This window comes from Hydrogenophaga sp. BPS33, assembly GCF_009859475.1.
Lineage (GTDB): Bacteria > Pseudomonadota > Gammaproteobacteria > Burkholderiales > Burkholderiaceae_C > Hydrogenophaga.
This window is the reverse complement of record NZ_CP044549.1, coordinates 5,852,947-5,865,358: the sequence shown is the minus strand read 5'-3', so window position 1 is coordinate 5,865,358 and position 12,412 is coordinate 5,852,947. Positions and strand designations below refer to the sequence as shown.

Sequence of the window (12,412 nt, the reverse complement as noted above, 5' to 3'; positions counted from 1 at the left end):
CGCTTGGAGGGGGGCGGCATCTCGGGCCGGCGCAGGCGTACCCTTGATGCCTCTGGATCAACTCCCCCTCAATCCACCGGCCGGGCCCTAGCCTGAGCGCGGGCGTGGGTCGGGCGGCAGGCGTTACAGTGCTGCCATGTCCGGCGCCGACGACAGTCTCTCTCCCATCGCTCCCTTGCGCATACCCGTGTTCCGCATGTTGTGGACCACCTGGCTCATGGCCAACATCTGCATGTGGATGAACGACGTGGCGGCGGCCTGGATGATGACCTCGCTCACCACCAAGCCGATCTGGGTCGCGCTGGTGCAGACCGCCTCCACCCTGCCGGTGTTTCTGCTCGGCTTGCCCAGCGGCGCACTCGCCGACAGCCTGGACCGCAAGCGCTATTTCCTCATCACCCAGCTCTGGGTGGCCGTGGTGGCGCTGGTGCTGAGCGCGGTGATCTTCCTGGGCGCGGTCACGCCGCCGGTGCTGCTGGCCCTGATCTTTGCCAACGGGGTCGGCCTGGCCTTGCGCTGGCCGGTGTTCTCCGCCATCGTGCCCGAGCTGGTGCCGCGCCACCAGTTGCCGCAGGCGCTGGCGCTCAACGGCGTGTCCATGAACGCCTCGCGCATCATCGGCCCGCTGGTGGCCGGGGCGATCATCGCCAGTGCGGGCAGCGCCTATGTGTTCGTGCTCAACGCGGCGATCTCGCTCGCGGCCGCTGTCATCGTCACGCGCTGGAAGCGTGAGCGCAAGGTGAACCCGCTGGGCCGCGAGCCTCTGGGCACGGCGATGCGCGTGGGCTGGCAGTACGTCACCCAGTCCTACCTGCTCAAGGGTGTGCTGCTGCGCATCTCGATCTTCTTCTTCCACTCCACGGCGATGATCGCGCTGCTGGCGCTGGTGGCGCGCAACATGCAGGGTGGCGGCGCGGGGACCTTCACCCTGTTGCTGGCTTCCATGGGCGCGGGCGCCATCCTGGCCACGTTCTTCCTGCCCCGCTTGCGCCACCGCTACAAGCGCGATGCGCTGGTGCTGCGCGGCGCGGCGCTGCAAGCGATTTCCATGGCCGCGCTGGCGTACACCAACAGCATCTGGATTGCGGTGCCCGCGCTGTTCTTCGGGGGGGCCGCCTGGATCACCACCGCCAATACCTTGAGCGTGTCGATCCAGCTGGGCCTGCCCGACTGGGTGCGCGCGCGCGGCATGTCGATCTACCAGATGGCCATCATGGGCGCCAGCGCGCTGGGCGCCGCACTGTGGGGGCAGATCGCCACCTGGACCAATGTGCCCATCACCCTGGCCATTGCTTCGGTGAGCGGCATGGTGGCGATGCAGCTGGCCTGCCGCTTCATGCCCGATGTGGGCGTGCACGACGACATCACGCCCAACCGCCTGTTCCGCGTGCCCTCCATCGAAACGCCACCGACCAGCGGCCACGTCACGGTGATGATCGAATACATCGTCGACCCGGCGCGTGCCGACGAATTCCGCCAGCTCATGCTCAGCGAAGGTCGGCGCAGCCGCATGCGCCACGGGGCACTGTCCTGGGAATTGCTGCACGACATCAGCGCGCCGGGCCGTTTCGTGGAGACGTACGTCGACGAAAACTGGACCGAGCACCTGCGCCGTTTCGACCGCCTCACCGCCGCGGACGCCGCGCTGCGCGACCGCAAGCAGGCCTACCACCTGGGCGAGTCGCCACCGCGCGTGACGCGTTGCCTGATGGAAACGACGGTCCGCTCCCACTGAGCTTCTTGTCCACCATGAGCAACGAACCGCTGGCGTACCCTTCCAAGGCAGCGCAATTCCTGACCCGTTTCTGGCCCGCGCCGGTCGCAGTCGATGCCCGTGAGCGGTGGCGCGCTTTCGTGGGGGCGGGCTGTGGCGTGTTGATCACCGCCTTGCTCAGCCGCTGGTGGGCCGGGCCGATGGCCGCCGGCCCCTGGCTGGTCGCGCCGCTGGGTGCCAGCGCCGTGCTGGTGTTCGCGGTGCCCGCGAGCCCGCTGGCGCAGCCTTGGTCGGTCATCGGAGGCAACACGCTGTCCGCTCTGGTGGGCACGGTCTGCGCGATGTGGATCGGCGACCCGGCCTGGGCGGGCTCGGTGGCCGTGGCGGTGGCCATCGCGCTCATGTTCTCGCTGCGTTGTCTGCACCCGCCCGGTGGTGCCACCGCCTTGTTCGCGGCGCTGGGCGCGGCGAGTTTCCACTTCGCGCTGTTTCCGATGCTGGTCAACTCGGTGCTGCTGGTGCTCGCGGGCGTGCTCTACAACAGCCTGACCGGGCGGCGCTACCCGCACGCGCAGGGGTGGGTGGCGCCCGGTGCGCAGACCGCAGCACCGCCCGCGCGCTTCACCGAAGCCGACCTGGACGCCGCGCTGGCGCACTACAACCAAGTGCTCGACGTCAGCCGCGACGACTTGCAGGAGCTTCTGCACCACGCCGAATCGGCGGCCTACCAGCGCAACTTCGGCAGCCTGCGTTGCAAGGACATCATGACGCGCGAGCCGATCACCGCACGCCCCGGTACGCCGCTGCGCGAGGCCTGGCGAGAGATGCGGCAGGAGAAGATCAAGGCGCTGCCGGTGGTGGACAAGTCGCGGCACGTGGTGGGCATCGTGACGGTGGCCGACTTCATGCGCCACGCCGACCTGGACCAGCACGAAGGCATTGGCAGCCGCTTGCGCGCGCTGATGCGCCGGGGCGGTAGCTTGCACGCGGCGGGCAAGCCCGAGGTGGTCGGCCAGATCATGACGCGCACGGTGCGCGTGGCCAGCGAAGAGAAACAGCTGGCCGAGCTGGTGCCGCTGTTCTCGGAGGGCGGCCACCACCACATCCCGGTGATCGACGCCGAGCGGCGTTTGAGCGGGATCATCACCCAGACCGATCTGGTGCGTTCGCTCTACCGCGCGGCCCAGCCGGTGGCTTGACCGCCCTCAGCCGCGCCCCACGAACGGCATCTGGCTGGCCATCACCGTCATGTTCAGCACATTGGTGGAGAGTGGCAGGCCGGCCATGTAGCGCACTGCCTCGGCCACGTGCTGCACGTCCATCATCGGCTCGGTAGCCATCGTGCCGTTGGCCTGGCGCACCCCTTGGGTCATGCGCGAGGAGAGTTCGGTCAAGGCATTGCCGATGTCGATCTGGCTGGCAACGATGTTGAACTCGCGGCCGTCGAGCGCCATGGTCTTGGTCAGGCCCAGCACGGCGTGCTTGCTGGCGGTGTAGGGGCTGCTGAACGGGCGCGGGGCGTGCGCCGAGATCGAGCCGTTGTTGATGATGCGGCCACCCTGCGGGTTCTGCCGGCGCATCAAGCCGAAGGCGGCGCGCGCGCACAGGAACACGCCGGTGACGTTGGTGTCGATCACGTCCTTCCAGAGCTCCACCGGCAACTCGTCCATGGGCACGGCGGGGGCATTGACCCCGGCGTTGTTGAACAGCACGTCGAGGCGGCCGAAGTGCTGTTCGGTCCGTGCGAAGAGCGCCTCGACGCTTTTCTCGTCGCGCACGTCGGTGGGCACTGCCAGCGCCTGCTGGCCGGCGGCCTTAGCCGCGTCGACCATCTCGTTCAGCGGCTCGGCGCGGCGGCCGGCGAGCACGACACGGTAGCCGTCCTGCAGCAAGGCGAGGGCGACCGCGCGGCCGATGCCGCTGCCAGCACCGGTGACGAGAGCGATGCGGGGAGCGCGAGGCGAAGTGGTCATGAGCAAGTGCCTTTGAAGAAGATGGAAGGTGCGTGCGGCGCGCTGGGGTGCGATGCTTGGAGATGGAAGATTACGTGGTTCGATCCGTGCGTGGCGTCGCGCAGGTGATGGGATTTCCCCGTTCTGCGATGGCGCAGCGATACTGGCGCCTTCTACCAGGAGAACGCCCATGCTGCCCGACACCCCCTTGCTCCTTGCCTTCGTGGGCGCCAGCCTGGTGCTGGCCCTGACACCCGGCCCTGCCGTGGTCTACATCGTGGCCCGTACCCTCGCACAAGGCCGTGCATGCGGCCTGGCCTCCGTGCTGGGCGTGGCGCTGGGCAACCTGGCCAATGCCGTGGGGGCCGCGCTGGGTCTGGCGGCCTTGTTCGCCGTCTCGTCGGCCGCGTTTACCGTGGTGAAGTGGGCGGGCGCCGCGTACCTGGTGTACTTGGGCATTCGCCTTTGGCGCGCGCCTGCACCACAGGCACAGGGCGCGCAGCAGGTGCCCGTGAAGCCGCTGCGCCAGGTTTTTCGCGATGGCTTCCTGGTGGCCTTGCTCAACCCCAAGACGAGCCTGTTCTTCGCGGCCTTCTTGCCGCAGTTCATGGACGCGCACGGCAGCGCATGGGGGCAGAGCCTTTCGCTGGGCGCGGTGTTCGTGGCCATTGCCGGCTGCACCGACATCGTCTACGTGCTGATGGCCAGCGTCGTCGCGCCGCGCCTGGGGCGCTCTGGCAGGCATGCGCGATGGGGCAACCGGCTCGCGGGCACGTCGTTCATCGGCCTGGGCATTCTCACGGCCATGGGCTCGCGGCCCACGCGCTGACGATCGGTTCCGCAGCATGACGGCGGTCCGCCGCATCGAACCCTCCGACTGGCCGGCCTACCGCGCGCTGCGCCTGCGCGCGCTGCAGGATGCGCCCGACGCGTTCGGCAGCACGTTCGAGTCCGAGCGCACACTGCCGGACACGTTCTGGCGCTCGCGCTTGGAGGCGGCCGCCGACGACACGGACGTGCCCCTCTTCGCGCTGGACGGCCAGGCGCCCTGCGGCCTGGTGTGGTGCAAGCGCGATGCGCAGCAACGCAGCGTGGCGCATCTCTTCCAGATGTGGATCGCGCCCGCCTCGCGTGGCCGTGGCACGGGTGGTGTGCTGTTGCGGGCAGCGCTCGATTGGGCGGCGAGCGTGGGGGTAGAGCGGGTGTGTCTGGGCGTGACGGTGGGCGACTCGCCAGCGGCGCGCCTGTATGCCGCTCACGGCTTCGTGCCGGTGGGCGCGCCGCAGCCGCTGCGCGAAGGCTCGCCGCTCATGGCCCAGGCGCTGGAGCGCACCTTGGGCACGCCACCCCCTCAAAGGACCAGCCGGCCGTAGAGGTCGCCACGCCGCCCATCCCATTGGGCGGTCGCGCGGGCATCGTTCAACACGTCCCTGGAGAGCGGCGCGATCACCAGTGCCGCATCGCGCCCCGCGTGCTGGAGCATCGCGCCCCGGGGGCCGCACACCAGGCTCAGACCGCCGTAGGTCGTGGCGCCTTCCATGCCGCACGCATTGGCGTAGGCGACGAACACGCGGTTCTCCAACGCCCGCGCGGGCAGCAGCACGCGCTGCACCTCGTCGAACTCGATCATGTTGGCCGTGGGCACGAGCAGCGCATCGGCGCCCTGCAGTGCCAACGCGCGTGCGGGCTCGGGGAATTCGATGTCGTAGCAGACCAGCAGGCCCAGGCGCCAGCCCTTGCACTCGAACACCGCGGGCGCGTGCGGGCCGGGGCTGAACTGCGCGCGGTCGACGTCGCCGAAGAGGTGTGTCTTGCGGTAGTTCGCCAGCCGCTGGCCGTCGGCGGCGATGCATTGCACCGCGTTGAAAGGCGGGGCGTCGGCATGGTGTTCGGGGTAGCCGTAGACGATGGCGATGCCATGGCGTTGCGCGATCGCGGCCACGGCCTGCGCCAAGGGGCCATCGGCGGGCTCGGCCAGTGCCACCACGCGCTGCGCGCCGATCTGGTACCCGGTGAGCGACATCTCAGGGCACAGCAGCAGGTCGGCGCCTTGCGCGCGGGCCTGCGCGGCGGTGGCGTCGAGTTGCGCCAGCGCCTCGAAGGTGTTGGCGGGGTAGGCGCACTGCCAGAGCGCGAGGGTGAGGGTGTCGGCGGTCATGCGTGTCAGTCGGGCAATGCCACCGGCCCACGTTCTGCAAACACCTCGCCCGGGCCGGGGTTGTCCGCGTGCGAATGGCCGCCCAGGTGCCGAACGATGCCCCACACCGCGTTGAGCGACGTCTGCACCGCACCCTCGACCCACGCGGGCGTGAACGACACGTCATCGCCCGCGATGAAGATGCCGCGCTCGGTGGCGGCAAAGCCGTCTTGCATGAAATGGCTGTACATGCGGTGGTTGTAGCGGTAGTGGCCGGGCAGGGCGCCTTTGAACGCGCCGAGAAAGTACGGGTCGGCTTCCCACGAGATGCTGATCGGGTCTCCGATGATGTGGCGCGCGATGTCCACATCGGGGTAGATCTTGCGCAGGGCTTCCAGTGCGAGCTGCGCGCGCCGCTGCGTGCTGTGCGGCAGCATCTTGAGCGCGTCGCTCATCCAGGCGTAGCTCAGGCAGATCACGCCGGGTTTGTCGGGGCCGTTGTCGAACAGGTAGGTGCCGCGCGTGAGCCGGTCGGTGAGCGTCATGCCCATCTGCGGCCAGCCGTTGTCTCGGAGATCGTTCCAGAACGGGCGGTCCACCATCACGAAGGTCTTGGACGATTGCATGTAGCGCGTGCGGTCCAGCGCCATCCAGTGTTTCTGGGAGAACAGCGATTCCTCCACCGCGATCTGAGTGGTGAGCAGCCAGCTCTGGCAGGTGACCAGCACGGCCGGGTACTTGTGTGAGTTGCCCCAGACGTCGGTGACGGCGAACTCGTTGCTCGGCGCGCTGGCGATGGCCGTCACACCCGAACGCGGCGCGCCGCTGTGCAGGCTGGCCAGCGTGGTGCCGGCGGGCCAGTGGCGCATCTCGTGTGCGGCGGGCGCGTGTTGCCACAGGCCCAGCGGCACCTGCTGCACACCGCCCACGATCAGGTGCTGGTTCTCGTCGCAGCCGGTCAGCACCACGCGCAGGATCTCCAGCATGGAGTTGGGAAAGTCCGAATCCCAGCCGCCCGTGCCGAAGCCGACCTGGCCGAACACCTCGCGGTGCTGGAAGGAGAGCCGCGCGAACGCCTTCGAGGTGGCGACGAAGTCGTAGAAGGTGCGGTCGTCCCACAGCGGCACGATCCGGTCCCACAGCGCCTTGAGCCTGGCCGCATCGCGCTCGCGCAGCGCCTGTTGCAGGCCGCTGAAGCCAGCGCCTTCCTCCAGTGCCTGTGCCCAGGCCTCGGCCACCTCGGCATACAGCGGCGGCAAATCAGCCAGCGTGCGCGCCCAATGCGTGCGGCCTTCGAGATCGATCACCGTGCAACCGGCGGCGGGCGTGAGCGGGTTGGGGAAGGGTTGGGTCCGCAGGCCGAGCCGGCTCACGTAGTGGAAGAAGGCGGTGCTGGACGCGGGAAAGCGCATGCCGCCGAGTTCGGCGATCACCCCTTGCCCACCCTCGAAAGCTTGTGACCGCAGCCGACCGCCCATGCGCGAGGCCTCGTACAGCACCGGCTTCAAGCCCAGCTTCATCAATTCATAGGCCGCCACCATGCCGGCCATGCCCGCGCCCACGATGGCGACCTCTTGCCCCAGTCGCTCGGTCGGCAGTTCGCCCAGGCCGCTGGGGTGGGCGATCCAGTCGTCGAAGGCGAACGGGAAGTCGGGACCGAACAGGGTCACGGGCGCGTCGGCGCGGCGCAGGGGCATGGCGAAACCTCCGGATTCAGAACAGGCTGGTGACAAGCCAGACAGCCGTGCCCCACATCATCAACGCAACCAGGCCATCCAGGGCGCGCCACACGTGCAGGGAGTTCAGGCGCCGTCCCAGCCAGAAGGCCGCCGCGCCCAGCGAGACGAACCACACCAGCGAACCCGTGGCCGCGCCCAGGCCGAAGACCGTGCTGCCCTGGCCGTAGGCGAGCGACGCGGTGCCGATGAGCACGGCGGTGTCGAGCCAGGCATGGGGGTTCAGGAACGAGAAGGCGAGTGCGGCCAGCACCGCCTTGCGGCGCGACACCGGTGGCGCCGACACACGCCCCGCGTCGTCGAGCACGAAACCGCCCGGCCGCAGAAAGCGCTGAAACGCCTTCCACCCATACACGGCGAGAAACAGCGCGCCTGCGCCCACGAGTGCGCCGAGCAGCTTGTCCGACAGGCCGCCGAGTTGCGCCAGACCGAGCACCCCCAGGCCGATCAGCACCACGTCGGCCAGCGCACAGGTGAGCACCGTGAGCCACAGGTGCTGGCGCTGCAGGCCCACGCGCAGCACGTGCGCGTTCTGCGGGCCGATGGCCATGATGAGCGACATGCTCAGCACCATGCCGGCGGTGAAGGTGGGGAAGGTGAGGGTCATGGGGAACTCCGGGAACCGAATGCGGTGGGTGAATGGCCGGCAGTGTGCGCGCAGAACCGCGTGATTTAAATCAAGTTAACTTAAACTCAGTTCGATTAAAAAATAATCAATCAAGCCATGCTGGACGCCCGCCAACTCGAAGCCCTGGCCGCCGTGGTCGAACACGGCGGCTTCGGCCCGGCCGCGAAGGCGCTGTCGCTCACGCTGGCGGCGGTGTCGCTGCGCATCAAGTCGCTCGAAGACACGCTGGGTCAGCGCCTGCTGGTGCGCGGCAAGCAGGTGCGCGCCACGCCGGCTGGGCAGGCGCTGCTGGGGCATGTGAAACAGGTGCGCCTGATGGAGGCCGACCTGCTGGGCGGCCTGCAGGGCGGTGGTGCGGCGAAGGACGGCGCGCGCTGGCAAAGCCTGTCGGTGGCGATCAACGCCGACTCGGTGGCCGGCTGGTTCCTGCCCGGCGTGGCCGCGCTGGTGCAAAGGCACCACCTGCTGCTCGACATCATGATCGACGACCAGGACCACACGCACAGCGCGCTGAAAAGCGGTGATGTGATGGGCTGCGTGACGGCTTTGTCCACGGCCATGCGCGGTTGCGTGGCCGAGCCGCTGGGGGTCATGCGCTACCGCTGCGTGGCCTCGGCGGCGGTGGCGCAGCGCTGCCGCACACCGCGCGGCGCGGTGTCGCCGCACAAGCTGCTGTCGCAGCCGGCGATCATCTTCAACCGCAAGGACGCGCTGCAGGACACCTTTCTGGAGCAGCACTTCGCCCTGCGCCAGCCGCACTACCCGCGCCATTTCGCGCCCGCCGTGGAAGCATTCGAAACCGCCATCGAGCTCGGCCTGGGCTGGGGCATGGTGCCCGAGCAGCACCTGCAGAAGCGACCCGAATTGCAGGAGATCCTGCCCGGCGCGACGGTCGACGTGGCGCTGTACTGGCAGCACTGGGCGCACGAATCGCCCTCGGCCCAACGGCTCACCGCCGCGGTGAAGGCGGCGGCGCGCGAGCGGCTGAGGCCTGTCGAGTTGGCCCCCACCTAAAATCCCGTCCCTATGCTCAAGATCAAACAGGAACTGCTCGACGGCCTGGCCGCCGCGCTCGAGACCCTTTCCCCTGGTGCCGGCGCCAAGGCCGCCTTCGAGTCGCCCAAGGTGGCGGCCCATGGCGACTTCGCCAGCACCGCGGCCATGCAACTGGCCAAGCCGCTCAAGCTCAACCCGCGCCAGCTGGGCGAGAACCTGCGCGCCGCGTTGCTCGCGCAACCGGTCTACCAGCGCTGGGTGTCCGACATCGACCTGGCCGGCCCCGGCTTTCTGAACATCCGCCTCAAGCCCGAGGCCAAGCAGCAGATCGTGCGCGAAGTGCTGCAGGGCGGCGATGCGTTCGGCGTGCAGCCGTCCAACGGCCAGCGTCTGATGGTCGAATTCGTCTCGGCCAACCCCACCGGGCCGCTGCACGTGGGCCATGGCCGACAAGCCGCGCTGGGCGATGCGATCTGCAATCTCTACGCCACCCAGGGCTGGGACGTGCACCGCGAGTTCTATTACAACGACGCGGGCGTGCAGATCGGCACCCTGGCCAACTCCACGCAACTGCGCGCCCAGGGCGTGAAGCCTGGCGACGCGGGCTGGCCCGAGGCCGCGTACAACGGCGACTACATCCAGGACATCGCCAACGACTTCCTCGCCCAACAGACTGTGAAGGCCGACGACCGCGAGTTCACCGCCAGCGGTGATGTGAACGACCTCGACGGCATCCGCCAGTTCGCCGTGGCCTACCTGCGCCACGAGCAGGATCTGGACCTGCAGGCCTTCGCGGTGAAGTTCGACCATTACTACCTGGAGTCCAGCCTGTACACCAGCGGCCGCGTGGCGGCCACGGTGCAAAAGCTCATCGACGCCGGCAAGACCTACGAGCAGGATGGCGCGCTCTGGCTCAAGTCCACCGACTACGGCGACGACAAGGACCGCGTGATGCGCAAGTCCGACGGCTCGTTCACCTATTTCGTGCCGGATGTCGCGTACCACATTGCCAAGTGGGAGCGCGGCTTCACCAAGGTGATCAACATCCAGGGCACCGACCACCACGGCACGATCGCGCGCGTGCGCGCCGGCCTGCAGGCCGCGGGCGTGGGCATCCCCCAGGGCTACCCCGACTACGTGCTGCACACCATGGTGCGCGTGGTGCGCGGCGGCGAAGAGGTGAAGATCAGCAAGCGCGCCGGCAGCTACGTGACGCTGCGCGATCTGATCGAATGGACCAGCAAGGACGCGGTGCGCTTCTTCCTGCTCAGCCGCAAGCCCGATACCGAATACACCTTCGACGTCGACCTCGCGGTGCAGAAGAACAACGACAACCCGGTGTACTACGTGCAGTACGCGCATGCGCGCATCTGTTCAGTGCTGGCCGCGTGGGGTGGTGACCAGGCCACGCTGGCCGATGCCGATCTGTCCGCGCTCGACAGCGCGCCGGCCCAGGCGCTGATGCTGCTGCTGGCCAAGTACCCCTCCATGCTGAGCGACGCGGCCCGCGATTTCGCGCCGCACGACGTCACCTTCTACCTGCGCGAGCTTGCGGCCAGTTACCACAGTTACTACGACGCCGAACGCATCCTGGTGGATGATGACGCGGTCAAGAAGGCGCGCCTGGCGCTGGTCAAGGCCACGGCGCAGGTATTGCACAATGGCCTGGCTGTGTTGGGCGTGGGTGCTCCGCAGAAGATGTGATGGTGAAACCAACGATGAAAAAGAAAACGTCCAAGACCCGCAGCACCGCTGGCGGCACACTCATCGGCCTGGTGATCGGCCTGCTGGTGGGGCTGGGCGTTGCGCTCGCGGTCGCCGTCTATGTCACGCGCGTGCCGATCCCGTTCGTGGACCGCAACGTCTCGCGCAACGCCGATCAGGATGCGCTGGAGGCCGAGCGCAACAAGGGCTGGAACCCGAACCGCTCGCTGGGCGGCGCTTCGACTGCGCCCACACCCGCGCCGGTCCTGCCGACACCCGAGGCGCCCGGCGCCATCGTGGCGCCGCCTTCTGGAGAAGGACAGGCCGCGACGCCTGCTGCCACGGCCCCGGCCAAGCCCGCGGGCAGCGCCGATCCGCTGGGCGATCTGGTCCAGTCCCGCATGGGGCAGCCGCCCAAACCCGCGGCCAGTGCGCCCACGGCGGCGGCCACCACGCCGCCCGCGCCCGCCGGGGCCGACCCGTTCACCTACTTCGTGCAGGCCGGCGCGTTCCGCACGCCGGAAGACGCGCAAGCGCAGCGCGCACGCCTGGCCATGATCGGCATCGACGCGCAGATCACCGAGCGCGAGCAGAGCGGGCGCACCGTGTTCCGCGTGCGCGTGGGGCCGTTCAATCAGAAAGCCATGGCCGACATGACGCAGGAGCAGCTGCAGAACAACGGCGTGGAGGCCGCGCTCGTGCGCGTGCAGCGCTGAGAATCTGAGCGCCCTGGGAACTTTCGTCAGCGGGCCCGGCCCCAATCGGACTCATCACTGGAGTTCGAATTCATGCAACGTCGCGATTTTTCACGTTCCTTGCTGGCCGCTGCCGGCACCGCCGCCGCGGGGCTCACGCTCACGCCGGCCCATGCTCAGCGAGTGAACCCCCAGGAAGGCGTGGACTTCGTCAAGCTGGCCCGGCCTGTGCCGGTGCAGAGCGCGATGGGACAGGTGGAAGTGCTGGAGTTCTTTGCTTACTCCTGCATCTTCTGCGCCGAATTCGAGCCGGCTTTCGCACAATGGATCGAGCAGAAACCCTCGCACGTGGTGGTGCGGCGCATGCCGGTGGCCTTCAGTCCGCAGTTCGTGCCCATGCAGCGCCTGTATTTCTCGCTGGAGGCCATGGGCCTGGTCGACAAGCTGCATGCCAAGGTGTTCCATGCCTTCCACGCCGAGCGCCAGCCGCTGGTGACACCGTCGGCCATCGTCGACTGGGTGGCCCAACAAGGCGTGGACCGTGAGCGCTTCGTGGAGACCTTCAACGCCAGGCCCACGGGCGAGAAGGCGGCGCAGGCGGTCGCGCTGCAGGACGCGTACGAAATCGAGGGCACGCCGTCCCTGGGCGTGGGCGGGCGCTACACCCTCAAGGGCCAGGGGCCCCGCACACTGGTGGTGGCCAACGCCCTCATCGCTGGACTGCCCTCCAAGGGTTGAGCCGCACCGACAGGGTGACGGAAAGGTCCCTGGCGGGCCTTGTGTTCGTGGGGCGCCCAAGACCGCGCAAAGTGATCGGGGAAACGCTTGGGCTTGCCCGGCGCGGCCACTT

The 12,412-nt window shown here is 68.6% G+C and carries 12 protein-coding genes; 8 read left to right on the top strand and 4 right to left on the bottom strand.

The window, feature by feature from the left end; genetic code table 11:
• Nucleotides 1–136 precede the first annotated feature (136 nt).
• Together F9K07_RS27190 and F9K07_RS27185 are read left to right on the top strand one after the other, a co-directional pair.
• On the top strand, nucleotides 137–1,735 hold the full coding sequence (locus F9K07_RS27190; RefSeq protein WP_159596360.1) for an MFS transporter: 1,599 nt from the start codon (nucleotides 137–139) through the stop codon (nucleotides 1,733–1,735).
• A 14-nt stretch (nucleotides 1,736–1,749) separates the two neighbouring features.
• Nucleotides 1,750–2,913, top strand: coding sequence for an HPP family protein (locus F9K07_RS27185; protein ID WP_159596359.1), 1,164 nt, complete (start codon nucleotides 1,750–1,752; stop codon nucleotides 2,911–2,913).
• A gap of 6 nt (nucleotides 2,914–2,919) precedes the next feature.
• Here F9K07_RS27185 and F9K07_RS27180 read toward each other — a convergent pair whose 3' ends face one another.
• Nucleotides 2,920–3,687 carry an SDR family oxidoreductase gene (locus F9K07_RS27180; protein WP_159596358.1) on the bottom strand — a complete coding sequence of 256 codons (768 nt, stop codon included), beginning with the start codon at nucleotides 3,685–3,687 and terminating at the stop codon, nucleotides 2,920–2,922.
• 169 nt (nucleotides 3,688–3,856) lie between these two features.
• Between F9K07_RS27180 and F9K07_RS27175 the strand changes: the two genes are divergently transcribed.
• Entirely contained in the window at nucleotides 3,857–4,495 is a 639-nt protein-coding gene (locus F9K07_RS27175) for a LysE family translocator (protein WP_159596357.1), read from the top strand.
• A gap of 16 nt (nucleotides 4,496–4,511) precedes the next feature.
• Nucleotides 4,512–5,039, top strand: a complete 528-nt coding sequence (locus F9K07_RS27170) for a GNAT family N-acetyltransferase (RefSeq protein WP_159596356.1) — start codon at nucleotides 4,512–4,514, stop codon at nucleotides 5,037–5,039.
• Here the strand turns inward: F9K07_RS27170 and F9K07_RS27165 are convergent.
• The 3 genes from F9K07_RS27165 to F9K07_RS27155 are packed head-to-tail and all read right to left on the bottom strand — an operon-like array spanning nucleotide 5,018 to nucleotide 8,146.
• Nucleotides 5,018–5,824, bottom strand: coding sequence for a carbon-nitrogen hydrolase family protein (locus F9K07_RS27165; RefSeq protein WP_159596355.1), 807 nt, complete (start codon nucleotides 5,822–5,824; stop codon nucleotides 5,018–5,020). The genes F9K07_RS27170 and F9K07_RS27165 overlap by 22 nt on opposite strands.
• Nucleotides 5,825–5,829: 5 nt before the next feature.
• Nucleotides 5,830–7,500 carry a flavin monoamine oxidase family protein gene (locus tag F9K07_RS27160; protein ID WP_159596354.1) on the bottom strand — a complete coding sequence of 557 codons (1,671 nt, stop codon included), beginning with the start codon at nucleotides 7,498–7,500 and terminating at the stop codon, nucleotides 5,830–5,832.
• A gap of 16 nt (nucleotides 7,501–7,516) precedes the next feature.
• Nucleotides 7,517–8,146 (bottom strand): LysE/ArgO family amino acid transporter, encoded by a 630-nt coding sequence (locus F9K07_RS27155; protein ID WP_159596353.1) that lies wholly within the window; start codon nucleotides 8,144–8,146, stop codon nucleotides 7,517–7,519.
• A gap of 117 nt (nucleotides 8,147–8,263) precedes the next feature.
• Here F9K07_RS27155 and F9K07_RS27150 point away from each other — a divergent pair, with 117 nt between their 5' ends.
• From F9K07_RS27150 to F9K07_RS27135, 4 genes are all read left to right on the top strand, one after another.
• Nucleotides 8,264–9,181: an HTH-type transcriptional regulator ArgP gene (locus F9K07_RS27150; RefSeq protein WP_159596352.1), complete on the top strand. Its 918-nt coding sequence runs from the start codon at nucleotides 8,264–8,266 to the stop codon at nucleotides 9,179–9,181.
• A 12-nt stretch (nucleotides 9,182–9,193) separates the two neighbouring features.
• Complete coding sequence (argS, locus tag F9K07_RS27145; RefSeq protein WP_159596351.1) at nucleotides 9,194–10,867, top strand: arginine--tRNA ligase; 1,674 nt, start codon at nucleotides 9,194–9,196, stop codon at nucleotides 10,865–10,867.
• A 14-nt stretch (nucleotides 10,868–10,881) separates the two neighbouring features.
• The gene (locus F9K07_RS27140) at nucleotides 10,882–11,583 is read left to right on the top strand and encodes an SPOR domain-containing protein (RefSeq protein WP_159596350.1); all 702 of its coding nucleotides are present in this window, start codon (nucleotides 10,882–10,884) and stop codon (nucleotides 11,581–11,583) included.
• Between the two features lie 72 nt (nucleotides 11,584–11,655).
• Nucleotides 11,656–12,300, top strand: coding sequence for a thiol:disulfide interchange protein DsbA/DsbL (locus F9K07_RS27135; protein ID WP_159596349.1), 645 nt, complete (start codon nucleotides 11,656–11,658; stop codon nucleotides 12,298–12,300).
• The last annotated feature ends 112 nt before the right edge of the window (nucleotides 12,301–12,412 follow it).